Origin of the sequence: Microbispora sp. CL1-1, from assembly GCF_012034195.1 — a bacterium.
Taxonomy (GTDB): Bacteria; Actinomycetota; Actinomycetes; order Streptosporangiales; family Streptosporangiaceae; genus Microbispora.
This window is the reverse complement of sequence record NZ_JAATEK010000013.1, coordinates 143,310-165,422: the sequence shown is the minus strand read 5'-3', so window position 1 is coordinate 165,422 and position 22,113 is coordinate 143,310. Positions and strand designations below refer to the sequence as shown.

Below are 22,113 nucleotides of genomic sequence, written 5' to 3'. Positions count from 1 at the left end.
GTTCCCGATCGCCCGCCCGGCCCCGCTCCGCATCGCGCGGGGGACGACCCGCCCGGTCCCGCGCCGCGCCCCCTCACGCCCATTCCCGTGCCGATGCCGGCAGCGGTGCCCGTTCCCGTCGCCTACCGGTACTGCGAGCGCGTCGTCCGCACCCGCGCGCGCAACTTCGCCTACGGCATCCGCCTGCTCGCCCCGCCCAAACGCCGTGCGCTCAGCGCGCTCTACGCCTTCGCCCGGCGGATCGACGACATCGGCGACGCGGCCGGGCCGATGGACGCGCGGCTGTCGGCGCTGGAGCAGGCCCGCGCGGGCCTGCGGGCCGCGCACCCGGATCCCGCCGACCCCGTCCTGGTGGCGTTGCGCGACACCGCCACGCGTTTCCCCGTCCCGCTTGAGGCGTTCGAGGAGCTGATCGACGGATGCGCCGACGACGTCGCGGGCGCGTGCTACCAGTCGTACGAGGACCTGGTCGGCTACTGCCGGGAGGTCGCCGGGTCGATCGGTCGGCTGTCCCTCGGCGTATTCGGCCTCGCCTCCGGGGTGGCGAGCGGTGACCGCGCTCTGCGGCGTGCGGCGCGGCTGGCCGACTCCCTGGGGGTGGCGCTCCAGCTCACCAACGTGCTCAGGGACCTGCGCGAGGACCGCTGCGCGGGCCGGGTATATCTGCCCGCCGACGACCTGCGCAGGTTCGGCTGCACGCTCGACCTGGACGCGTCGGGGGCGTTCACCGATCCGCCCGAGCGGCTGGCGCGTCTCGTCCGCTACGAGGCCGGCCGGGCGCTCGGCTGGTACGCCGAGGGGATGCACCTGGTCCCGCTGCTCGACCGGCGCAGCGCGGCCTGCACGGCGGCGATGGCGGGCATCTACCGGCGGCTGCTCGCGCGCATCGCCGCCGACCCCGGCCAGGCGCTGGCCGGGCGCGTGTCGCTCACCCCGTGGGCGAAGGCGATGGTCGCGGCGCGCGCGATCACGGGAGCGGCCAGATGAACGGCCCGAGGGACGTCGCGCCCGTCGCGGTGGTGGGCGGCGGCCTCGCCGGCATCACCGCGGCCCTCGCGCTCGCGGAGGCCGGATGGCCGGTGACGCTCTACGAGGCGAGGCCCCGGCTCGGCGGGGCCACCCACTCCTTCGCCCGGGGCGGCCTGACGGCCGACAACGGGCAGCACGTCTTCCTGCGCTGCTGCACCGCCTACCGGGGGCTGCTCGACCGGCTGGGCGGCACCGGGCGGGTGCGCCTGCAGGAACGCTTCGACGTGCGCGTGCTCACCCCGCACGGCGGTCGGGGACGGCTGCGCCGGGCCGCGCTGCCCGGGCCGTTCCACCTGCTGCCCGCGCTCGCGGGCTACCGCCTGCTGTCCCCCGCCGACCGGCTGCGCGCGGTGCGCGGCGCGCTCGCGCTGCGCGGGCTCGACCCGGCGGAGCCCGCCCTCGACCGGGCCGCGCTCGGCGGCTGGCTGGCCGACAACGGCCAGCGGGAGGCCGTGCGGCGGGCGCTGTGGGACCTGTTCGCGGTGGCCGCGCTCAACATCCCGGCCGACGAGGCGGCGCTGGGACCGGCGGCGATGGTCTTCAGGACGGCTCTGCTCGGCCGCGCCGACGCCGCCGACATCGGCGTGCCGTCGGTGCCGCTCGGCGAGCTGCACGGCGGTGCCGCACTGTCCGCGATCACCCGGCTGGGCGGGCAGGTGCGGCTGGCGGCGAAAGTCGACAGGGTCCTGCCGGGGCCGGCGATCCGCGTGGGCGGCGCGCGCGTCGGCGCGTCGGCCGTCGTCGTCGCCACCCCGCACGGCCAGGCCGCACGGCTCGTGCCCGCGGAGGCCGCGCCGGACCGGGACGCCTGGGCGGGCCTCGGGGCGAGCCCCATCGTCAACGTGCACGTCGTCTACGACCGGCCCGTCATGCGGCTGCCGTTCGCCGCCGTCGTCGGCTCGCCGGTGCAGTGGATCTTCGACAGGACCGCCTCGGGCGGCCTCACCCGGGGCCAGTATCTGACGGTCTCGGTGTCGGCGGCGCGGCACTGGATCGAGGTGCCCACGGCCGCGATGCGCGAGGTGTTCCTGCCCGAGCTGGAGCGGCTGCTCCCCGCCGCCCGTACGGCGAGGGTCGTGGACCTGTTCATCACCAGGGAGCGGCGGGCGACCTTCCGGCAGGTCCCGGGCAGCGGGGGGCTGCGCCCCGGCGCGGCCACCCGGTGGCCCGGGCTGTTCCTCGCCGGCGCGTGGACCGACACGGGCTGGCCCGACACGATGGAGGGAGCCGTGCGCAGCGGTCTCCAGGCGGCCCGCCTCGCCAGGCGGCATCTCGAACGGGAGCACACCCGATGACCGGCGTCACCGCTGGGGTGGCCACCAGCGCCGCCCGCGCCGCGACCGCCCTGAAGGCGGCGCGCGATCACCTGCTGGGCCTGCAGTCACCCGAGGGCTGGTGGAAGGGCGAGCTTCAGACCAACGTGACCATGGACGCCGAAGACCTCCTGCTGCGCGAGTTCCTGGGCGTGCGGACCGCGGAGGAGACCGCCGAGGCCGCCCGGTGGATCAGGTCGCAGCAGCGCCTTGACGGCCCGCGTTCCGGCACATGGGCGAACTTCCACGAGGGTCCCGCCGACCTGTCCACCACCATCGAGGCGTACGTCGCGCTGCGCCTCGCGGGCGACCCGCCCTCGGCCCCGCACATGCGCGCCGCGGCGGCGTACGTGCGAGGGGCGGGCGGCATCGAGTCGGCCCGGGTCTTCACCCGGATCTGGCTCGCCATGTTCGGGCAGTGGCGGTGGGAGGACCTGCCGGTCATCCCGCCGGAGATCATGTTCCTGCCGCCGTGGTGCCCGCTGAACGTGTACGACTGGGCGTGCTGGGCGCGGCAGACCATCGTCCCGCTCACGATCGTGACCGCGCACCGGCCGGTCAGGCCGCTGCCGTTCGGGCTGCCGGAGCTGCGTACGGGACGGCCCGCGCCGCGGCCCCCGCGTACGGGCTGGGACGCGGCGTTCGCGGCACTCGACCGCGCCCTGCACCGCTACGAACGGCATCCGGTCGCCGGGCTCCGCCGCGCCGCGCTGCGGCGGGCCGTCGAGTGGGTCGTGGCACGGCAGGAGGCCGACGGCTCGTGGGGCGGCATCCAGCCTCCCTGGGTCTACTCGCTGATCGCGCTGCACCTGAGCGGATACGGCATCGACCACCCCGTCATGCGGGCCGGCCTGGCCGGCCTGGACAGGTTCACCATCAGGGAGGACGGCACGCGCCGGCTTGAGGCGTGCCAGTCGCCGGTCTGGGACACCGCGCTCGCGATGACCGCCCTCCTCGACGCGGGCCTGCCCCGCGACCATCCCGCGCTGGCCCGGGCGGGCGAGTGGCTGCTGTGCGAGGAGATCAGGGGGCCGGGCGACTGGGCGGTGCGGCGTCCCGGTCTCGCGCCGGGCGGCTGGGCCTTCGAGTTCGACAACGACGGCTATCCCGACGTCGACGACACGGCCGAGGTCATCCTCGCGCTGCGCCGGTTGCGCCGGCCCGACGCCCGGCCGGCCCTGGAGCGGGGGCTGCGCTGGATGGCCGGGATGGCCTGCCGCGACGGCGGGTTCGCCGCCTTCGACGCCGACAACACCCGCGAGCTGTGCCTGCGGCTGCCGTTCTGCGACTTCGGCGCGGTCATCGACCCGCCGTCTGCCGACGTGACCGCGCACGTGGTCGAGGCGCTCGCGGCCGAGGGGATGGCCCGCTCCCCCGTCGTACGGCGGGCGGTGGTGTGGCTGCTGCGGGCGCAGGAGCCCGACGGCTCGTGGTTCGGCCGGTGGGGGGCCAACCACGTGTACGGCACGGGGGCGGTGCTGCCCGCCCTCGTCGCGGCCGGGGTGCGGCCGCAGGCCCCCTGCGTACGGCGGGCCGTGGCGTGGCTGGAGGCGCACCAGCACCCCTGCGGCGGCTGGGGCGAGGACCTGCGCTCCTACCGCGACCCCGCGTGGATCGGGCGGGGCGAGCCGACCGCCTCGCAGACGGCGTGGGCCCTCATCGGCCTGCTCGCGGCCGGGGAGCGGGGCCCGTGCGTGGACCGGGGCGTGGCCTGGCTCGCCGACAGCCAGCGCCCGGACGGCACCTGGGACGAGCCCTACTACACCGGGACGGGCTTCCCCGGCGACTTCTACATCAACTATCACCTGTATCGGCTCGTCTTCCCGTTGAGCGCGCTCGGCCGTTACCTGCACGCCGGGGAGGAGCCGTCATGACGGACCTGATCGTGTGCACCGCGCTGGGGATCGAGGCCAGAGCCGTCGCCCGCGGGCTGCGGCCCATGCCCGATCACCTCCGGGTCCGGGTCGTCCGGATGGGGATGGGGCCCGAGCGGGCGGCGCGGGCGGTGGCCCTGCTCCCGCCGGGCGCCGCCCTCGCCGTCACCGGCTTCGGCGGGGCGCTCCACGACGGCCTGCGCCCCGGGGACGTGCTCGTCGCCACCGAGGTGCGCTCGGGAGACCAGGTCTGGCCGTGCCCGTCGGCTCCGCTGCTCGCCGGGGAGCTCGCGCGCGCCGGGCTGCCCGCCCGCACCGGCCCGCTCGTCACCTCCCCGCGCATCGTGACGGGCCGTGGCCGCCGGGCGCTGGCACGCGAGGGCGCGTACGCCGTCGACATGGAGAGCGCCCCGCTGGCCGCCGCCGCGGGCGCCCGGCCGTTCGCGGCCGTGCGGGTCATCGTGGACACCCCCGGCGCCCCGCTGCTGAACCTCGCCACGATGGGCGGCGCGGTCGCCGCCCGGCGCACGCTCGCCCGGATCGGCCCGGTGCTGGCGCGGTGGGCGGCGGCGACCGGCCCGCGCCGGGTCCTGCTGGCCTCGCCCCGCTCGTTCTGCGCCGGGGTCGAACGGGCCATCGAGATCGTGGAGCGCGCGCTCGACCGCTTCGGCGCGCCCGTGTACGTGCGCAAGCAGATCGTGCACAACATCCACGTCGTACGCGACCTGGAGCGGCGCGGCGCGGTGTTCGTCGACGACCTGGCCGAGGTGCCGGAGGGCGCGGTCACGGTCTTCTCCGCCCACGGGGTCGCACCCGCCGTACGCGAGGAGGCGGGGCGGCGCGGGCTGCGCGTCATCGACGCGACGTGCCCGCTGGTGGCGAAGGTGCACGCGGAGGCCCGCAGGTTCGCCGCGCGGGGCGACCTCGTCGTGCTCATCGGCCACGCCGGGCACGAGGAGGTCGAGGGCGTGCTCGGGGAGGTGCCCGGCGCGGGCGTGCTGGTCGAGGACGAAGCCGGCGTGGCGGACGCGGTCGCGGCCGTGCCGCCGGGGCGCGGGGTCGCCTACCTCACCCAGACCACGCTGGCGGCCGACGAGGCGGGGCGGGTCGCGGCGGCCGTACGGCGGCGCTTCCCCGACGCCGAGGGGCCGCGCGGCGACGACATCTGCTACGCGACGACCAACCGGCAGCACGCGGTGCGTGCCGTCGCCGAGGAGGCCGACCTGGTGCTGGTCGTCGGGTCGGCCAACTCCTCCAACGCCCTGCGCCTCACCGAGGTCGCCGCGCGCTCCGGCCACGGCGGGGCACCGCTCGCCCGCCTGGTCGACGGGCCCGGCGACGTCGCGCTCGACTGGCTGCGCGGCGCGCGGACGGTCGGGGTGACCGCCGGGGCGTCCACCCCCGGCGCGATGGTGGACGCCATCGTGGCCGCCCTCGGCGGGCTCGGCCCGCTTGAGGTGGAGGAGCGGCGGGTGACCGAGGAGAACGTCGAGTTCACGTTGCCGAAGGAGGTGCGGCCCTGATGCCGATGCCCGTACGCCAGAGTCTGCGCGTCGGGGCCTACATCCTGGCCCAGCGGCTGCGCCGGCGGGAGAGGTTCCCGCTGCTGGTCGAGCTTGAGCCGTTGTTCGCGTGCAACCTGAAGTGCGCGGGCTGTGGGAAGATCCAGCACCCGGCCGACGTGCTGAAACAGCGCATGCCGGTGGAGCAGGCGGTGGCCGCCGTCGAGGAGTGCGGCGCCCCGATGGTGTCGATCGCGGGCGGGGAACCGCTCATGCACCCCCAGATCGCGGAGATGGTCGAGGAACTGGTGGCGCGCAGGAAGTACGTCTTCCTGTGCACCAACGCGCTGCTGATCCCGCGCAAGATCGACCGGTTCACGCCCTCGCCGTACTTCGCCTGGGCGGTCCACATCGACGGCCTGCGCGAGCGGCACGACGCGTCGGTGTGCAAGGAGGGCGTCTTCGACGAGGCGGTCGCGGCGGTGCGCGAGTGCCGGCGGCGCGGCTTCCGCGTCACCACCAACACCACGTTCTTCGCCGGGGACAGCCCGCGCACCGTGATCGAGGTGCTCGACTTCCTCAACGACGACCTGTGCGTCGACCAGATGATGATCTCGCCCGGGTACGCGTACGAGAAGGCGCCCGACCAGGACTGCTTCCTCGGGGTGCGGCAGACGCGGGAGCTGTTCCGCGCCGCGTTCGCGGGCGGCAACCGCAGACGCTGGCGGTTCAACCACTCGCCGCTGTTCCTCGACTTCCTGGAGGGGAAGGCCGACTTCCCGTGCACGGCCTGGGCGATCCCGTCCTATTCGGTGTTCGGCTGGCAGCGGCCCTGCTACCTCATGGCCGACGGGTACGCCCGGACCTACCGGGAGCTGGTCGAGGAGACCGACTGGGACGCCTACGGCCGGGGACGCGACCCGCGCTGCGCCAACTGCATGGCGCACTGCGGCTACGAGCCGACGGCGGTCTTCGCCACCCTCGGCTCGCTGCGCGAGTCCCTGCGCGCGCTGCGCGGCACATAGGAGCCGGGGCGCTCATGGATGCGGAAGACGGGGTGCCGAGGCGCTATCCGGTGGAACTCCGGCAGCGGCGCCGTCGGCCCCAGCCCCAGATGAGGCCGCGCACCCGGCGCGCCGGCAAGGTAGCGGCGCAGGATCTGCGCACGATGCTCGGACGGGATCTCCTCGAGCAGGATCGGACACTCGCGGCCCTGACGGCGGAGCGCGGCCTTGCCGCCCGCGGCCTCGACGTCGCGCACCCAGCTCGCGTCCGGCCCGAGCATCGAGACGAGGAAGTCGGCGCCGCGGTAGTGGGTGACCGCGAGCACGACCGCGGCGAGACCGGGAACACATGGAAGGACCAGCAGCCAGCCCAGCAGCGGGGCCGGACCGACATCACCCGAGGTGTCCCGGACGGTCAGTGCGGCGATCGCGACGCAGAGCGCGATCCCGAGCAGCCCGATCGCCAGCGGGAAAGTCCAGCGCTTACCGGCGCGGGCCGCCCGGATCGTGCCCATCCAGCCCAGGAGTCCCAGCGCCCCGACCACAGACACCGTGGCGCAGGGTCCGTTACTTCTTCGCCGAGCCATCGGTGCGCATGGCCGTCTGCGGCACACTCGACCGCGCCAGCCGGCGGATCGCGCCGCTGATCACCGTGCCCGGAGAGGTGAGCGAAACGCAGGCTCGCGTGATCGCGAAGGCCCTCGCCTTCGGCTACTTCGCCGCACTCGAGCAGTGGTACCTCGACGGCGGCAACCGGCCTATCGCCGAATACGTCGAGGAAGGCATGCGGCCACTACGCGGCATCTGGAGCGCACCGCATCCGTCCTCCGAGCGCGATCACCCCAGCGTCTCGGCGCCTTCCCATTGAGTTCCTTTACGATGTAGATCATCCTATCGGGATGGTCGTACACCTCGGAGGAACGCTCAGGGGCGGCCGAAGCGGCGGGCCAGGATCCGGAACGCGCCGGGCGCGGCCCCGTGCAGGCGGGCGGGCACCCGCAGCCAGGCGGGGACGTACACCTCGGCGCGGTCGCGCTCGACCGCCGTCGCGATGGCGCGGGCCACCCGCTCCGGCGGGACGGGCACCGGCCTGCGGCGCGTGTACGGCCTGCCGCGCCGGGCGAAGAACGGCGTGTCGACGACCCCCGGCACCACCGCCGTCACGCCGACGCCCTTGCCCTCGACGCCGTTCACGTCGACCGCGGGCAGCTCGTAGCGCAGGCTCTCGGCGAAGGCCAGCAGGCCCGCCTTGGTCGCGGCGTACACCGCCTCCTCCCGCACGCCCACCACGCCGGCGATCGAGGCGACGTAGACGAGGTGGCCCCGGCCGCGCTCCAGCATCCCGGGCAGCAGCAGCCGGGTGAGCTGCACGTGGGCCGTCAGGTTGACCGCGATCATGCGTTCGGCCGTGCCCCCGGACATGCGCGGGAGCGGCCCGCTCCAGCCCTCGCCCGCGCACGCCACCAGCACGTCCACCCGCCCGGCGCGTACGGCGAGGTCGGCGGTGGGGTCGGACAGGTCGGCGGGCAGCGTCTCGCCGCCGGTCCGCGCGGCGACGCCGTCGAGCGCCTCCTGATCGCGCCCGGACAGCACCAGCCGCGCGCCGCGCGCCGACAGCTCCAGCGCCGTGGCGGCGCCGATGCCCGACGACGCCCCGGTGACGAGCACCCGTGCCCCCGCCAGCCGCATCCGCCCCACCCCCCTCGTCACCCGCTCGTCACCCCGCTCGTCACCCGCTCGTCACCCGCTCGTCACCCGCTCGCCACCCGCTCGTCACCCGCTCGCCCAAGGGTGTACCCCCGCGGTTTCCGCGAACCGGTGGACCACCGATGGTATGACTGGGTAGCCTGCCAAGTATGACCAAGAAGATTACGATCTCTTTGCCGGACGAGCTGGCCGACGAGGCGCAGGCGTCCGGCAACGCCTCGGCCTACATCGCCGCCGCGCTGCGGGAACGGCGGCGCATCCAGGGCGACCTGGCCATCATGGCCGATTTATGGGGGCCGGGCTGGCAGGACGGCATCACCGATGACGACAGTGCCCGCGCGGCGCGCCTGGTGACCGGCGACGCCAAGGCGGACGCCGCGTGACCGACCCCGTCCCACCGGCCGGCGTCCTGTCCGGCCACGTGCTGGACCTCGACGCCGTCGTCCACCTGATCGAGGGCAAGAGCATGTACGGCAGGGCCGTCGTGCGGCAGTCCTCGGCGCACGGCGTCACCCTCCTCGTCCCCGCGCTCGCCGTCCAGGTGTTGTCGCTCGGCCCCATCCAGCCCCGGCTCGAACGCTTCCTGCGCATGTCGATGGTGGTCACCGGCGCGCTCTCCCCCGGTGACGCCGTCGAAGGCGGGCCGTACGCGCAGACGATCATGACGAGCCTGCGGCGCCACCGGCCGGCCGCCGCGGACGCGCTCCTGCCCGACGTCCTGGTGGCCGCCCACGCGGCCGTCCACGCCATCCGCCGCGACTGGCGGATCATCACCGCGACCCCCTACCTCTACGAGGGCATCGACGTCCGCCTGGAGATCCTTCCCTAGATTTGCGACCAGGCCCTGCGATGCGGCGGCCGGTCAGCGGCAGAGGGATCGACGGCGGGCGAACCATCGCCTGGCGGGAGCCGTCCGCCCATGACCGCGTACACGTCGCCGCAGGTCAGGGGTACTGCCTGGGAGGCGGGGGTACCAGCAGGGCATGGCCGCCCTTCCGGCGTACGCGCCGATGCTGGCCCGGCTAGGGCCGCTGCCCTCGCCCGGCAGCGAGTACGCGTACGAGATGAAGTGGGACGGCGTCCGCGCCCTCGGCTACGTCGAGGACGGCACGCTGCGGCTGGTCTCGCGCAACGGCAAGAACGTCACCGTCGCCTATCCCGAGCTCGCCGGACTGGCCGCCGCCACGGGCGGGCACGCGGTGGTGCTCGACGGGGAGATCGTCGCGTTCGACCAGCAGGGCAGGCCGTCGTTCGAGGCGCTGCAGCCGCGCATGCACCAGCGCGACCCGCTCAAGATCAGGCAGCTCCTCGGCACCACACCCGTGACGTACCTGCTGTTCGACGTGCTGCACGTCGACGCCGCGACCACGATCGCGCTGCCCTACACCGAGCGGCGGAGCCGCCTGGAGGACCTCGTCCACACCGGGCCCCACTGGGCCGTCCCGCCCTACTACACCGGCTGCGGCGAGCACGCGCTGGCCGACTCCCGGCGGCTGGGGCTGGAGGGCGTCGTGGCCAAGCGGCTCACCTCGCCCTACCGCCCCGGCCGCCGCTCCCCCGACTGGGTGAAGGTGAAGAACTTCCGCACACAGGAGGTCGTCGTCGGCGGGTGGCGGCCCGGGGAGGGCCGCCGGGCGAACACCATCGGCTCGCTGCTCGTGGGCGTCAACGACGACAGCGGGCGCCTGCGGTACGCCGGCAGCGTCGGCACCGGCTTCACCGACGAGGCGCTCCGGCGGCTCGCCGAGCGCCTGGCCCCGCTGCGGCGGGACACGCCCCCGTTCGAGGGCATCACACGTGAGGAGGCCAAGGGCTGCCACTGGGTGGAGCCGGTCCTGGTCGGCGAGGTGCGGTTCGCCGAGTGGACGGGCGAGGGGCGGCTGCGCCACCCCTCGTGGCGGGGCCTGCGCGACGACAAGGAGCCAAGCGAGGTCGTCCGCGAGGAGGGCTGAGCCCGCGCCTGCTCACGTGCCGTGTTATGCGGCGCCGCGCCGCCGCGGGTCACGCGTCCTCATCGCGCCGCCACGCGGCGGCGAGGACGACGACGCCGACGACCGCGACGAACAGATCGGCGTAGATCTCGTAGCCGGTGAGGAAGCCCAGGCGCGGGATGACCTGGCGGTTGAAGACGTTCAGTATCGCGCCCCAGAACGGCTGCACGGCCAGGTGGTCGATGGTCCCGCTGATGCCCGCGGCGACCAGGAACGCCCCGGCGAGCCTGATGACTTCACGCATGCCGCCGACGCTAGGGACCGGCCCGCCCGGCGGGGATCGGGCGTCGGCATGCTCCCGTACGGCGAAGGTCGCGGGCGCGCGGCGTGCCCGCCGACCGAAGTCGGACGTCCGCCGACTTCGGTATGGTCCTCGCGCTCGGCCGTTCGCAGGCCACGCGCCGGGTCGTAGGCTGCGGGGGATATGGATGCCCCCGCCGCCCCCCGGCACCGGCGCAGCCGGCGCGACCGGTTCGTGGACACGGCGATGTTCATGCTGGCCGTGGCCTTCGGCTTCTACACGTCGGTGGAGCGTCTGCACACCTCGCCCCTGCCGCCGGCCTGGCTGTTCAGCCTCGACCAGGCCGTGGGCATGCTCGGCTGCGCGGGGTTGTGGCTGCGCCGCAGATGGCCGGTCGGGCTCGCGGTGACGCTCGTCGTGCTGTCGGCCGTCTTCGAGATGATCGCGGGCCCGATGCTGGCCGCGCTCTTCTCCGTCGCGGTGCACCGCCGTCCGCGGACCTCGGGGATGGTGTTCGCGCTCAGCGTCGTCGCCGCGGTCGTCTTCACCTTCCTGCGCCCCGACCCGGACATGCCGCCGCTCGCGCTGCTGACGCTGGGCCTGGCCCTCCAGGGCGCGGCGGCCGGCTGGGGGCTGTTCGTCCACCACCGGCGGCGGCTCGTGCTGGCCCAGCGCGACCGCGCGGCCCGGATGGAGACCGAGGCGAGGCTGCGGGCCGAGCAGGCGCAGCACCAGGTCCGCGAGGCCATCGCCCGCGAGATCCACGACGTGCTCGGCCACCGGCTTTCGCTGCTGAGCGTGCACGCGGGGGCGCTGGAGTTCAACCCCGGGGCCGATCCCGCCGACGTCGCCCGGGCGGCGCGGGTGATCAGAGAGAGCGCCCACCAGGCCCTGCAGGACCTGCGCGAGGTGATCGGCGTGCTGCGCGCCCCGACCACCGAGCACGCGCCCACCCTGGCCTGCCTGGAGGAGCTCGTCGCGGAGTCGGGCCGGGCCGGCATGCGGGTCGAGTTGCGCGACGACCTCGGCGTGCGCGAGGCCGCCGTCCCCGGCCGGGCGGGCCGCGCCGCCTACCGCGTCGTGCAGGAGGCCCTCACCAACGCCCGCAAGCACGCGCCGGGAGCCGCGGTCCGCGTACGAGTGTCGGGGGCGCCCGGCGAGGGCCTGACGGCCGAGGTGGTCAACGACGCTCCCGCCGCCGCGCCGGAGGCCGCCGGTGGGGGCCATGGCCTGGCCGGCCTGGCCGAGCGCGTCACGCTGGTGGGGGGACGTTTGGAGCACGGACCGGCGCACCCGGATGACAGCGGCCCGGGTGGCTGGCGCGTGCGGGCCTGGCTACCGTGGCCGCCATGACCCTCCCGCCGCATGCCCTGCCACCGCATGCCGTGCCGCCGCATGCCGTGCCGGAATCCGCCCCGATCGGCGTGCTCATCGCCGACGACGACCCCCTCGTCCGGGCCGGGCTGGAGATGATGCTCGGCGGCGCACCCGACATCCGCGTCCTCGCCCAGGCCGGGGACGGGGCCGAGGTGCTGCCGCTGGCCGGCCGGCACCGCCCCGACGTGGTGCTGATGGACATCCGGATGCCGGTGATGGACGGCCTGGCCGCCACCGAGGCGCTGCGCGCCCGCGACGGCGCGCCCGAGGTGATCGTGCTGACCACCTTCGACGCCGACGAGCACGTGCTGCGCGCCCTGCGCGCGGGGGCCGCCGGGTTCCTGCTCAAGGACACCCCGCCGGGCGAGATCGTGGACGCCATCCGCCGGGTGGCCGCCGGTCATCCGGTCCTGTCCCCGGCGGTGACCCGGCGGCTCATCGCCCGAGTCGCCGAGGACGGCCAGGACCGGCGCCGGGCCCGCGCGCGGGAGCGCCTGGCACTGCTCAACGACCGGGAGCGGGAGGTCGCGGTGGCGGTCGGCCAGGGCAGGCCGAACGCCGAGATCGGCGCCCTGCTGCACCTCAGCGTCCCCACCGTCAAGACGCACGTGTCGAGCATCCTGGCCACGCTCGGCCTCAACAACCGCGTGCAGATCGCCCTGCTCGTCCACGACGCCGGACTGCTCGACGATCCGCCCGATCCAGGGACCACAGGACGGTGACCTCGTCGCCCAGCTCGGCCCGCACCCGCTGAAGGGTGCGCGGGCTGGGGTCGACCAGGCACCGCTGCGCGGCGGCCCGCAGCAGCGGCAGGTCGACGGCGCTGTCGGTGTAGGCGTGGGCCAGCGGCATCGTGACGCCGATCTCCCGCAGGCGGCCGGGCTTGGCCGCGCCGTAGCAGCCGCGCACCGGCGTGAAGGCGTGGCGGCCACGGCGCAACTGCGCGGCGATCACCTCCACCCCGTCGAGGCCCAGGTTCCGGCAGACGGCGGTGGCGAGCGGGTCCGCGCAGGCGGTGGCGACGACGACCCGGTCACCGGTGTCCAGGTGCGCCCGGAGCCGGTCCAGCGCCACGGCGATCCGGCGGGGCTCGGCGGTGTGCGCGACGGCGAACTCCTCCGCCAGGGCGTGGAACCGCTCCGGCGGCACCCCGGCCGTGGCGAGCCAGACGAACCCCGCCGTCGCCCGCCGCCTGGTGGGCGGCAGGATGAACAGCGGCACCAGCACCACCGCCGCGGTCAGGGCCGTCGCCGCCCGCAACGGGCGGCGCAGCAGCAGCATGCGCAGGAAACGCCCGAAGGAGTCGCCGCGTACGAGGGTGTCGTCGAGGTCGAAGACGACGACGGGCCGGCCGGTCATCGGCGCCCCCGGCTCTCCGGCAGGCCGAGCATGCCGAGCAGGACCTCCAGGACCTCGTCGGACGACCGCGCCCCGGTGGTGGTCGGCAGCGCGTTCCAGATCCACAACTGCGCGAGCCCGTGCAGGGCCGCCCACAGCGCGCCGGCGACCTGCCGGTTGTCCGCCGCCGGGTTCCACCCCTCCGCCTGGCAGGCGCCTACCAGCGCGGCCAGGGTGTCGAACACCGTCAGGCTCGCCCCGGCCAGCTCCGGCTCCTGCGGATCGACCAGGTCGTGCCGGAACATGAGGGCGAACATGCCGGGCTGTTCGAGCGCGAACCCCACGTACGCGCTCGCGGCCGCCCGCAGCCGCTCGACGGCGCCGGCCCGAGCGGGGAGGGCGCCGAGGGCCCGCTCCCCGCGTGCCGCCAGGTCGCCGAACCCCAGGGCCGCCACCGCCGACAGCAGGGCCGCCCGCCCGGAGAAGTGCCGGAGCGGCGCGCCGTGCGACACCCCCGCCGCCCGTGCGATGGCGCGCAGGGTGACGGTGCCGGGGTCGCCCTCGTCGACCATCCTCCGCGCGACCGCGATCAGGTGGTCGCGCGGGCCGATCTCTCTATCCATGTAGACAGTGTCTACACCCTGGACGTAGACACTGTCTACATGACGTCAGACCACGCGATATCGCTCGGCCGCGGCGGCGCGCAGCGTCAGGCCGTGGCCCGGCGCGTCCGGCGGGCGTACGGCACCGCCGGTGGGGTCGGCCGCGCCGTCGAACAGGGCGCCCTCGATGCGCACGTGGTCGTGGAACCACTCCATGTGGCGCAGGTTGGGGGTCGCCGCGGCGACCGGCGCGTGGAGGTTGGGCGCGCAGTGCGCCGACACCTCAAGGCCGTGCCCGGCGGCGATCGCCGCCGCGCCGGACCAGCCGGTGTAGCCGCCGCAGCGGGTCGCGTCGATCTGCAGGCAGTCGACCGCGCCCGCCGCGCACATGCGGGTGAAGTAGACGAGGTCGCCGCCGTACTCGCCCGCCGCGACGTCGGCGTCGGACCGCTCGCGCACCAGGCGCAGCCCGGCCAGGTCGTCGGAGGACACCGGCTCCTCGAACCACCGCACGTCGTGGTCGCGCATCCGGCGTTCCAGCCGTACGGCCTGTTTCGCGCCGTAGCCGCCGTTGGCGTCCACGTACAGCTCGGCGGCGTCCCCGATGACACGGCGGGCGAGCGCGACACGGTGCAGGTCGCGGGCGGGCATGGCGCCCGCGGACTCCCCGATCTTGATCTTGACGCGGGGGATGCCCTGCTCGTGCACCCAGTGCGCGAGCTGCGCCGTCGTGACGTCGTCGTCGTAGGTGGTGAACCCGCCCGAGCCGTAGACGGGCACGGACGGCCCGGCCAGACCGAACAGGCGGGCGAGCGGCACGCCGAGCAGCCGGGCCTTGAGGTCCCAGATCGCGACGTCGACCGCGGAGACCGCATACCCGGCGACGCCCGTGCGGCCCGCGTTTCGCACCCGGCGGACCATCGCGGTCCACAGGCCCGGCACGTCCATGGGGTCGCCGCCGCGCACGACCGGCGCGAGCAGGTCGGTGACGACCCGCGCGGCGGCGGCGGGCGCGTAGGTCCAGCCGAGCCCGGCCGCCTCGCCCGCGTCCGCGCGGACCACCACCATCGTGGTCGCGTCCCAGCTCAGCGTGCCGTCGGCCTCCGGACGGTCGGTCGGCACGCGGTACGCCGACACGTGAAGGTCCCCGATCACGAGGTGGCTGCGCACGCGCGTCCCCCTACCCGGGCGTGACCCCGGGACTCCGGATCGGAGGAAAGATTTTCCCTGGGGCGAGTGTTCGGCTTCCCATTCCAAGGGCAGCGCGCCACATATGACGGAAATCGCCTCAGAAATACTCATCAGGCGGCTCGCCGACTGGGGTGTCGACACCGTCTTCGGGCTTCCCGGTGACGGCATCAACGGCATCATGGAGGGGCTGCGCCGCCACTCCGACCGCGTCCGGTTCGTGCTGGTGCATCACGAGGAGGCGGCCGCCTTCATGGCGGCGGCGCACGCCAAGGCCACCGGTCGCATCGGAGTGTGCCTGGCCACCTCGGGCCCCGGCGGGATCCACCTGCTCAACGGCCTGTACGACGCCAAGCTCGACCACCAGCCGGTGCTGGCCATCACGGGCATGCAGGAGACCAGCGTGCTGGGCACCGGCTACCAGCAGGAGGTCCACCTCGACCGGCTCTACGAGGACGTGGCCGAATACAACCTCGTGGTGGACAACCCGGCCCAGCTCCCTGGTGTGGTGGACATCGCGATCCGCACGGCGTACGCGCGCCGCGGGGTGGCCCACCTGTGCCTGCCCAACGACGTCCAGGTGGCCCCCGCCGACGCCGACCCCTACCAGCACGTCGCCCCCGCGCGGCCGCCCGCGACCGCCCCCGTCTACCTGCCCCCGCCCGGCGTGCCGCGCCAGGAGGACCTGCGAGCCGCCGCCGAGGTGCTCAACGCGGCACGGCGGCCCGCGATCCTGGCCGGCGCCGGCGCCCTGCACGCCCGCGAGGAGGTGCTGGCCGTCGCCGAGACGCTGGGCGCGCCCGTGATCAAGACGCTTCCCGGCAAGGCGGTCATCCCCGACGACTCGCCATACGCGGTGGGCGGGATCGGCCTGCTCGGCACGAAGCCGGGCGAGGAGCTGGTCGAGGACTGCGACACCCTGCTGATGGTCGGCACCAACTTCCCCTACACCAAGCACCTGCCCGAGCCCGGCAGGGTGCGCGTCGTGCAGATCGACGCCGACCCCGCCCGCGCGGGCGTGCGCATGCCGACCGAGGTGCCGATGATCGGGGACGCCAAGGAGGGGCTGGCCGCGCTGCTGCCGCTGCTCCACCGCAACGACGACCGGGCGCACCTGGAGAAGTATCAGAAGGCCATGGCCGCGTGGCGGGAGAACATGGCCGCCCTGGAGAACCCGGAGCGCGCCCCGATCGCCCCGCAGTATCTGATCGGCTGCGTCGACCGGGCCGCCTCCGGCGACGCCATCCTCACCTGCGATTCCGGCACGATCGCCACCTGGGCGGCACGGCACTGGACGATCCGCGGCGACCGCGAGTTCTACCTGTCGGGCAACCTCGCCACGATGGCCCCCGGCCTGCCGTACGCGATCGCGGCGCAGCTCGCCCACCCCGACCGGCAGGTGATCGCGTTCATCGGCGACGGCGGCTTCGCGATGCTCATGGCCGAGTTCCTCACCGCGGCCCGGCTCGGCCTGCCGATCACCGTCGTGGTCAACAACAACGACTCGCTCGGCCAGATCCTGTGGGAGCAGATGGTGCTGGGATACCCGGAGCACGGGGTCAGGTTCGGCGCGCCGGCCTCCGACTTCTCCGCCTGGGCCCGCTCCTGCGGCGGCTACGGCCGCAAGGTCACCGACCCCGCAGAGGTGGACGAGGCCGTACGGCAGGCCCTCGCCCATCCGGGGCCGGCGCTGGTGGACGTGGACCTCGATCCGAACGAGCCGCCCATGCCGGGCAAGGTCGCCCGCGACCAGGCGGTCAGGTTCGCCGAGGCGTTCCTGAAGGGGCAGCCGCACAAGGCGGCCATCGCGACGACGCTGTTCAAGGACAAGATCTCTCAACTGGGGCGGTGACGCCATGTCGGACCAGGTGCTCGTTCCTCCGCCGGTGACGACCCGGCCGCGGCGCCCGTACGTGCGGGTGCGCGACCTCGAACGGGACCTGGCCGCCCGGGTGGACGGCGAGGTCAGGTTCGACCCGGGCAGCCGGGGCGCCTACTCCACCGACGGGTCGAACTACCGGCAGGTGCCGATCGGGGTGGTGGTGCCGCGCACGGTGGACGCGGCGGCCGAGGCGATCGCGGTCTGCCGGGAGCACGGCGCGCCCGTCACCTCACGGGGCGGGGGGACGAGCCTGGCCGGTCAGACCTGCAACACCGCCGTGGTGATCGACTGGTCGAAGTACTGCCACCGGCTGGTGTCGGTGGACGTGGCGGCGCGCACCTGCGTGGTCGAGCCCGGCATCGTGCTCGACGTGCTGAACCGGCTGCTGGCCGACACCGGCCTGATGTTCGGGCCGCGCCCGTCCACCCACGCCCAGTGCACGCTCGGCGGCATGATCGGCAACAACTCCTGCGGCTCGACCGCCCAGGCGTACGGCAAGACCGCCGACAACGTCGCGCGGCTGGAGATCCTCACCTACGACGGCCAGCGGATGTGGGTGGGGCCGACCAGCCAGGAGGAGTTCGACCGGATCGTCGCCCAGGGCGGGCCGAGGGCGCGGATCTACCGCGAGCTGCGCGCGATCGCGGACGAGCACGCCGACGAGATCCGCCGCCGCTTCCCCGACATCCCCCGGCGGGTGTCGGGCTACAACCTCGACCAGCTCCTGCCCGAGGCCGGGTTCGACCTGGCCAGGGCCCTGGTCGGGTCGGAGGGCACACTGGTCACGGTGCTGCGGGCCGAGCTGCGCCTGGTGCCCGCGCCCAAGGCCGAGTGCCTCGTGCTGCTCGGCTACCACGACATCGGCGTGGCCGCCGAGGCCGTGCCGCGCATCGTCGGCCACGGCCCGCTCCAGCTCGAAGGGGTGGACGACAAGCTCGTGGACTTCGAGCGGCGCAAGCACATGCATCCCGACGCCCTCAAGCGGCTGCCGGAGGGCGGCGGCTGGCTCATGGTCTCCTTCGCCGGCCGCTCGCAGAAGGAAGCGGACGCCAAGGCCCGCGGCATGCTGAAGGAGCTGAAGGACAGCGAGCACGCCCCGCACGTCTCCTTCTTCGACGACGCGAAGATCGAAAAGGAGCTGTGGGAGGTCCGCGAGTCCGGGCTGGGCGCCACCGCCCGCGTGCCCGGCATGCGCGAGACGTGGGAGGGGTTCGAGGACTCGGCCGTCCCGCCCGACCGGCTCGGCGACTACCTGCGCGACCTGCGCCGCCTGCTGGAGGAGTTCGGCTATGGCGACGCCTCCCTGTACGGGCACTTCGGGCAGGGCTGCGTGCACACCCGCATCCCGTTCGACCTGGTGACCGCCGACGGGGTGGCGGCCTTCCGTGCCTTCCTCGAACGCGCCGCCGACCTCGTCGTGTCCTACGGCGGCTCGCTGTCCGGCGAGCACGGCGACGGGCAGGCCCGGGGCGAGCTGCTGCCGAAGATGTTCGGGCCTACGATCATGACCGCATTCGAGCAGGTCAAGGCCGTCTTCGACCCGGGTGACCAAATGAACCCCGGCAAGGTCGTCGCGCCGTACCGGCTGGACGAGAACCTGCGGCTCGGCCCCGGGTGGACGCCCGCCGACCCGCCCGTCCACTTCGGCTACCCGGACGACGAGGGCAGTTTCCAGCGGGCCGTGATGCGGTGCGTGGGCGTCGGCCAGTGCCGCCAGCACACCGGCGGGGTGATGTGCCCGTCCTACCGGGCCACCGGCGAGGAGGAGCACTCCACCAGAGGACGCGCGCGGCTGCTGTTCGAGATGCTGAACGGCCACGCCGACTCCGCGGTCAAGGACGGCTGGCGTTCCACCGCCGTGCGCGACGCGCTCGATCTGTGCCTGGCCTGCAAGGGCTGCCGGCACGACTGCCCGATGCAGGTCGACATGGCGACGTACAAGGCCGAGTTCCTCGCCCACCACTACGCCCGCAGGATCAGGCCGATGGACCACTACGCCATGGGGTGGCTGCCGGTGTGGGCCCGCCTGGCCGCGCTCGCCCCGGGCCTGGTGAACGCGCTGGCACACGCGCCCGTGCTGTCGGGCCTGGCCAAGGGCCTGGCGGGGATCGAACCGGCCCGGCCGGTGCCGGACTTCGCGCCGCTGCGCTTCAGCGACTGGTATCGGCACCGCGGGCCGCGCGGCGGGGGCGAGCGGGGGCCCGTGCTGCTGTGGCCCGACACGTTCACCGACAACTTCCACCCGCACATCGGCCGCGCCGCCGTCTGGGTGCTGGAGTCGGCGGGCTACCGGGTGCTGATCCCGCCGCGCACGCTGTGCTGCGGCCTGACGTGGATATCGACCGGCCAGCTCGGCGTGGCGCGGCAGGTGCTGCGCCGCACCCTGCGCACCCTCGCCCCGGCGCTGCGCCGCGGCATCCCGATCGTGGGGCTGGAGCCGAGCTGCACGGCGGTGTTCCGGGCCGACGCGCCCGAGCTGTTCGCGCACGACCGGGACTTCGCCCGGCTGCGCGAGCAGACCAGGACCCTCGCCGAGCTGCTGAGCGCGGCCGGCGGGTGGGAGCCGCCCCGCATCGACCGGGACGCCGTCGTCCAGCCGCACTGTCACCACCACGCGGTACTCGGCTTCGACACCGACAGGGACCTGCTGTCCCGCGCCGAGGTGCGGGTGGAGGCGGCGGGCGGCTGCTGCGGCCTCGCCGGGAACTTCGGCTTCACCGCCGGGCACCTGGAGGTGTCGACGACCTGCGCGGAGCACGAGATCCTGCCGGCCGTCCGCGCCGCCGACGCCCGCACGGTCGTCCTCGCCGACGGCTTCAGCTGCCGTACGCAGATCGAGCAGGCGGGGGTGGGACGCCGGGCGGTCCACCTGGCGGAGCTGCTGGCGGCCGGGGTGCGCGGCACCCCGTTGAGCGAACGTCCCGAGTGCCGCATCGCGCGCAGGCCCGGCCCGGCGCGGGTGCTGGGGACGCGTTAGCGGTCGCGGTCGGCGGCCAGGCGGGCCAGGGCCTCCAGGCCCGCCGCCGGTCCCGGCGCCAGCTCCGCCGACCGCAGCGCCTCCATCGCCTCGGACAGCAGGTCGTCCACCCTGGCCAGGCACCACGCCCGGCCGCCCGCCTCTTCGACGAGCCGCGCGGCCCGCGCGAGGTCGGCCTGGGCGAGCGGGCGGCGATACAGCGCGGCGAGCGCGCCGCCCGCTGCCGTGCCCGACGTCAGCGCGGCGACGACCGGCAGGGACTTCTTCCGGTTGCGCAGATCGGAGTGGACCGGCTTGCCGGTGACGGCCGGGTCGCCCCAGATGCCCAACAGGTCGTCCACGATCTGGAACGCCAGCCCCACGCGCTCGCCGAACATCCGCAGGAAGGACACCTGCTCGCTGGTGGCGCCCCCCGGGAGCCCGGCGGCCTGCAGCGCGCCGAGGGCGCAGGCGCAGCCGAACAGCGCGCCCGTCTTGCCCTCCGCCATGCGCACGCACTCCCCCAGGCTCACGTCCGACCGCTCCTCGAAGCCGAGGTCGGCGCTCTGGCCGTCCAGCAGCGTCTGGACACACCTGGTGAGCGTGCGCACGCTCGCGCCGGCGGATCGGCCGCTCCCGGCGAGCACGGCGAAGGCCAGCGTCAGCAGGGAGTCTCCGGCCAGGATCGCCTCGGAGCGCCCGAAGACGTTCCACACCGTCGGGCGGTGGCGGCGGACCGCGTCGCCGTCCATCACGTCGTCGTGGACGAGGGAGAAGTTGTGCACCAGCTCGACCGCGACGGCGGCCGGCAGCGCGGCGTCCGCGTCCGCGCCGACGCCCTCGGCCGCCAGGAGCGTGAACGCCGGGCGCAGCGCCTTGCCGCCGTCCGCCCGCAGCGGCCGCTCCCGCGCGTCCCACCATCCGAAGTGGTAGCCCGCCATCCGGCGCATCGGCGCGGGCAGGGTGTCGACCGCATGGCGCAGGGCGGGCTCCATCAGGTCGCGCGTCCGGGCGAGCACCTCCGCCGTGGTGCGCACTCCCTCTGCAACCGGTTCCGTCACGCTCCCACCACCTCGGGCTCGAGTGGACACACAGGCCGGCTGGACTTGTCGGCATACCCCGGCCGCCCCCGCGCCACACGTGCCTCCGAATCCCCATAGCGTGGTGCGCATGCGGAAGTGGGTGCAGGAGATGGGGCTCGGGCTCGCGGCCGTCGGGCGGCCCGCGTACATCACGCTGGGCAGGGACGAGGACCTCGGCAGGGACCGTGACGTGGCGGCGATGCGGGCCCGCACGTGGGAGGTGCTGGACGCCGCGTGGGCGGCGGGCGTGCGGTACGTCGACGTGGCCCGGTCCTACGGCCGGGCGGAGGAGTTCCTGGCGGGCTGGCTGGCCGACCGGGGCATCCGGCCCGGGGAGATCGAAATCGGGTCGAAGTGGGGATACGAGTACGTCGGCGGCTGGCGCATGGACGCCGCGCGCCACGAGGAGAAGGACCTGTCGGCCGCCCGGCTGCGCCGCCAGCTGGGCGAGACCCGGGAGCTGCTCGGCGAACACCTGACGCTCTACCAGATCCACTCCGCCACGGTGGAAAGCGGGGTGCTCGACGACGAGGAGGTGCTCGGCGAGCTGCGCGCCCTGCGCGCCGGGGGCGTCGCCGTGGGCCTGTCGACCACCGGCCCCCGCCAGGCCGCGACGATCGACAGGGCGGTCGCGACCGGGCTCTTCGACACCGTGCAGTCGACCTGGAACCTGCTGGAGCGCTCGGCGGGCGAGGCCCTGGCCCGGGCGCACGCCGCCGGGCTCACCGTGATCGTCAAGGAGGGCGTGGCCAACGGCAGGCTGACCTCCCGGGGCGCGCCGCCGGCGCTGGCGGACGCCGCACGCGAGCGCGGCGTCACCCCCGACGCGCTGGCGCTCGCCGCCGTGCTCGCCCGCCCGTGGGCGGGGATCGTGCTGAGCGGCGCGGCCACGACCGCCCAGCTCGCCGAGAACCTGACGGCATCTGCCGTGACCTGGGACGACGAGGCCGAGAAGGCGCTCGCCGGGCTGGCGGAGGACGCCGAGACCTACTGGGCCCGCCGCGCCGCCCTCCCGTGGGCCTGAGCC

21 protein-coding genes are annotated in these 22,113 nt (G+C 74.8%); 14 read left to right on the top strand and 7 right to left on the bottom strand.

The features are described from left to right. Positions 1-93 precede the first annotated feature (93 nt). From HCK04_RS18135 to hpnH, 5 genes are read left to right on the top strand one after another with little or no spacing between them, the layout of a single operon-like run. A complete protein-coding gene (locus HCK04_RS18135; RefSeq protein WP_142648520.1) occupies positions 94-987 on the top strand; it encodes a squalene/phytoene synthase family protein in 894 nt (297 codons plus the stop codon). Then, the gene (gene hpnE, locus HCK04_RS18130) at positions 984-2,324 is read left to right on the top strand and encodes a hydroxysqualene dehydroxylase HpnE (RefSeq protein WP_142648519.1); all 1,341 of its coding nucleotides are present in this window, start codon (positions 984-986) and stop codon (positions 2,322-2,324) included. Before HCK04_RS18135 ends, hpnE begins: the two co-directional genes overlap by 4 nt. Continuing rightward, the gene (gene shc / locus HCK04_RS18125; RefSeq protein WP_142648518.1) at positions 2,321-4,216 is read left to right on the top strand and encodes a squalene--hopene cyclase; all 1,896 of its coding nucleotides are present in this window, start codon (positions 2,321-2,323) and stop codon (positions 4,214-4,216) included. Before hpnE ends, shc begins: the two co-directional genes overlap by 4 nt. Then, positions 4,213-5,739 carry a 4-hydroxy-3-methylbut-2-enyl diphosphate reductase gene (ispH, locus tag HCK04_RS18120; protein ID WP_142648517.1) on the top strand — a complete coding sequence of 509 codons (1,527 nt, stop codon included), beginning with the start codon at positions 4,213-4,215 and terminating at the stop codon, positions 5,737-5,739. Before shc ends, ispH begins: the two co-directional genes overlap by 4 nt. Then, complete coding sequence (hpnH, locus tag HCK04_RS18115) at positions 5,739-6,743, top strand: adenosyl-hopene transferase HpnH (RefSeq protein ID WP_142648516.1); 1,005 nt, start codon at positions 5,739-5,741, stop codon at positions 6,741-6,743. Before ispH ends, hpnH begins: the two co-directional genes overlap by 1 nt. Here hpnH and HCK04_RS18110 read toward each other — a convergent pair. After that, positions 6,671-7,273 (bottom strand): hypothetical protein, encoded by a 603-nt coding sequence (locus HCK04_RS18110; protein ID WP_168066015.1) that lies wholly within the window; start codon positions 7,271-7,273, stop codon positions 6,671-6,673. The two genes, hpnH and HCK04_RS18110, sit on opposite strands and share 73 nt — an antisense overlap. A 38-nt stretch (positions 7,274-7,311) precedes the next feature. Between HCK04_RS18110 and HCK04_RS18105 the strand changes: the two genes are divergently transcribed. Continuing rightward, entirely contained in the window at positions 7,312-7,590 is a 279-nt protein-coding gene (locus HCK04_RS18105; protein WP_185948986.1) for a hypothetical protein, read from the top strand. A 56-nt stretch (positions 7,591-7,646) separates the two neighbouring features. Here the strand turns inward: HCK04_RS18105 and HCK04_RS18100 are convergent, their stop codons facing one another. Then, a complete protein-coding gene (locus HCK04_RS18100) occupies positions 7,647-8,432 on the bottom strand; it encodes an SDR family NAD(P)-dependent oxidoreductase (RefSeq protein ID WP_260617319.1) in 786 nt (261 codons plus the stop codon). Between the two features lie 146 nt (positions 8,433-8,578). On the opposite strand from HCK04_RS18100, the gene HCK04_RS18095 reads away from it, so the two are divergent. The 3 genes from HCK04_RS18095 to ligD all read left to right on the top strand — a co-directional run bounded on the left by HCK04_RS18095 (position 8,579) and on the right by ligD (position 10,381). Beyond that, on the top strand, positions 8,579-8,812 hold the full coding sequence (locus HCK04_RS18095) for a hypothetical protein (protein WP_142648514.1): 234 nt from the start codon (positions 8,579-8,581) through the stop codon (positions 8,810-8,812). Further along, positions 8,809-9,258, top strand: a complete 450-nt coding sequence (locus HCK04_RS18090; protein WP_142648513.1) for a hypothetical protein — start codon at positions 8,809-8,811, stop codon at positions 9,256-9,258. The genes HCK04_RS18095 and HCK04_RS18090 overlap by 4 nt, the downstream gene beginning before the upstream one ends. Before the next feature lie 154 nt (positions 9,259-9,412). Continuing rightward, on the top strand, positions 9,413-10,381 hold the full coding sequence (gene ligD, locus HCK04_RS18085) for a non-homologous end-joining DNA ligase (protein WP_142648512.1): 969 nt from the start codon (positions 9,413-9,415) through the stop codon (positions 10,379-10,381). Between the two features lie 49 nt (positions 10,382-10,430). Here the strand turns inward: ligD and HCK04_RS18080 are convergent, their stop codons facing one another. Further along, positions 10,431-10,664, bottom strand: coding sequence for a hypothetical protein (locus HCK04_RS18080; protein WP_142648511.1), 234 nt, complete (start codon positions 10,662-10,664; stop codon positions 10,431-10,433). 180 nt (positions 10,665-10,844) lie between these two features. Between HCK04_RS18080 and HCK04_RS18075 the strand changes: the two genes are divergently transcribed. Both HCK04_RS18075 and HCK04_RS18070 read left to right on the top strand, forming a co-directional pair. Further along, positions 10,845-12,014: a histidine kinase gene (locus HCK04_RS18075; protein ID WP_142648510.1), complete on the top strand. Its 1,170-nt coding sequence runs from the start codon at positions 10,845-10,847 to the stop codon at positions 12,012-12,014. Then, positions 12,011-12,760, top strand: a complete 750-nt coding sequence (locus tag HCK04_RS18070; RefSeq protein WP_142648509.1) for a response regulator transcription factor — start codon at positions 12,011-12,013, stop codon at positions 12,758-12,760. The genes HCK04_RS18075 and HCK04_RS18070 overlap by 4 nt, the downstream gene beginning before the upstream one ends. On the opposite strand, the gene HCK04_RS18065 is transcribed toward HCK04_RS18070, so the two are convergent. From HCK04_RS18065 to HCK04_RS18055, 3 genes are read right to left on the bottom strand one after another with little or no spacing between them, the layout of a single operon-like run. Continuing rightward, entirely contained in the window at positions 12,675-13,397 is a 723-nt protein-coding gene (locus HCK04_RS18065) for a haloacid dehalogenase-like hydrolase (protein WP_142648508.1), read from the bottom strand. The genes HCK04_RS18070 and HCK04_RS18065 overlap by 86 nt on opposite strands. Further along, positions 13,394-13,999, bottom strand: a complete 606-nt coding sequence (locus HCK04_RS18060) for a TetR/AcrR family transcriptional regulator (protein WP_142648507.1) — start codon at positions 13,997-13,999, stop codon at positions 13,394-13,396. Before HCK04_RS18060 ends, HCK04_RS18065 begins: the two co-directional genes overlap by 4 nt. A 45-nt stretch (positions 14,000-14,044) precedes the next feature. After that, positions 14,045-15,148 carry an enolase C-terminal domain-like protein gene (locus tag HCK04_RS18055; protein ID WP_260617318.1) on the bottom strand — a complete coding sequence of 368 codons (1,104 nt, stop codon included), beginning with the start codon at positions 15,146-15,148 and terminating at the stop codon, positions 14,045-14,047. Positions 15,149-15,251: 103 nt separating this feature from the next. Between HCK04_RS18055 and HCK04_RS18050 the strand changes: the two genes are divergently transcribed. Continuing rightward, complete coding sequence (locus HCK04_RS18050) at positions 15,252-17,018, top strand: thiamine pyrophosphate-dependent enzyme (protein WP_142648505.1); 1,767 nt, start codon at positions 15,252-15,254, stop codon at positions 17,016-17,018. 4 nt (positions 17,019-17,022) lie between these two features. Beyond that, a complete protein-coding gene (locus tag HCK04_RS18045; RefSeq protein WP_142648504.1) occupies positions 17,023-20,025 on the top strand; it encodes an FAD-binding and (Fe-S)-binding domain-containing protein in 3,003 nt (1,000 codons plus the stop codon). On the opposite strand, the gene HCK04_RS18040 is transcribed toward HCK04_RS18045, so the two are convergent. Then, complete coding sequence (locus tag HCK04_RS18040; protein WP_260617317.1) at positions 20,022-21,065, bottom strand: family 2 encapsulin nanocompartment cargo protein polyprenyl transferase; 1,044 nt, start codon at positions 21,063-21,065, stop codon at positions 20,022-20,024. The genes HCK04_RS18045 and HCK04_RS18040 overlap by 4 nt on opposite strands. A 109-nt stretch (positions 21,066-21,174) precedes the next feature. Here HCK04_RS18040 and HCK04_RS18035 point away from each other — a divergent pair, with 109 nt between their 5' ends. Further along, positions 21,175-22,110, top strand: a complete 936-nt coding sequence (locus HCK04_RS18035) for an aldo/keto reductase (RefSeq protein ID WP_142648502.1) — start codon at positions 21,175-21,177, stop codon at positions 22,108-22,110. The last annotated feature ends 3 nt before the right edge of the window (positions 22,111-22,113 follow it).

Bases quoted from the DNA above. Each gene is read 5' to 3' on its own strand.
- HCK04_RS18135 (WP_142648520.1), top strand. From the start codon at position 94: ATGCCGGCAGCGGTGCCCGTTCCCGTCGCCTACCGGTACTGCGAGCGC.
- hpnE (WP_142648519.1), top strand. From the start codon at position 984: ATGAACGGCCCGAGGGACGTCGCGCCCGTCGCGGTGGTGGGCGGCGGC.
- shc (WP_142648518.1), top strand. From the start codon at position 2,321: ATGACCGGCGTCACCGCTGGGGTGGCCACCAGCGCCGCCCGCGCCGCG.
- ispH (WP_142648517.1), top strand. From the start codon at position 4,213: ATGACGGACCTGATCGTGTGCACCGCGCTGGGGATCGAGGCCAGAGCC.
- hpnH (WP_142648516.1), top strand. From the start codon at position 5,739: ATGCCGATGCCCGTACGCCAGAGTCTGCGCGTCGGGGCCTACATCCTG.
- HCK04_RS18095 (WP_142648514.1), top strand. From the start codon at position 8,579: ATGACCAAGAAGATTACGATCTCTTTGCCGGACGAGCTGGCCGACGAG.
- ligD (WP_142648512.1), top strand. From the start codon at position 9,413: ATGGCCGCCCTTCCGGCGTACGCGCCGATGCTGGCCCGGCTAGGGCCG.
- HCK04_RS18080 (WP_142648511.1), bottom strand. From the start codon at position 10,664: ATGCGTGAAGTCATCAGGCTCGCCGGGGCGTTCCTGGTCGCCGCGGGC.
- HCK04_RS18075 (WP_142648510.1), top strand. From the start codon at position 10,845: ATGGATGCCCCCGCCGCCCCCCGGCACCGGCGCAGCCGGCGCGACCGG.
- HCK04_RS18070 (WP_142648509.1), top strand. From the start codon at position 12,011: ATGACCCTCCCGCCGCATGCCCTGCCACCGCATGCCGTGCCGCCGCAT.
- HCK04_RS18065 (WP_142648508.1), bottom strand. From the start codon at position 13,397: ATGACCGGCCGGCCCGTCGTCGTCTTCGACCTCGACGACACCCTCGTA.
- HCK04_RS18060 (WP_142648507.1), bottom strand. From the start codon at position 13,999: ATGGATAGAGAGATCGGCCCGCGCGACCACCTGATCGCGGTCGCGCGG.
- HCK04_RS18050 (WP_142648505.1), top strand. From the start codon at position 15,252: ATGACGGAAATCGCCTCAGAAATACTCATCAGGCGGCTCGCCGACTGG.
- HCK04_RS18045 (WP_142648504.1), top strand. From the start codon at position 17,023: ATGTCGGACCAGGTGCTCGTTCCTCCGCCGGTGACGACCCGGCCGCGG.
- HCK04_RS18035 (WP_142648502.1), top strand. From the start codon at position 21,175: ATGCGGAAGTGGGTGCAGGAGATGGGGCTCGGGCTCGCGGCCGTCGGG.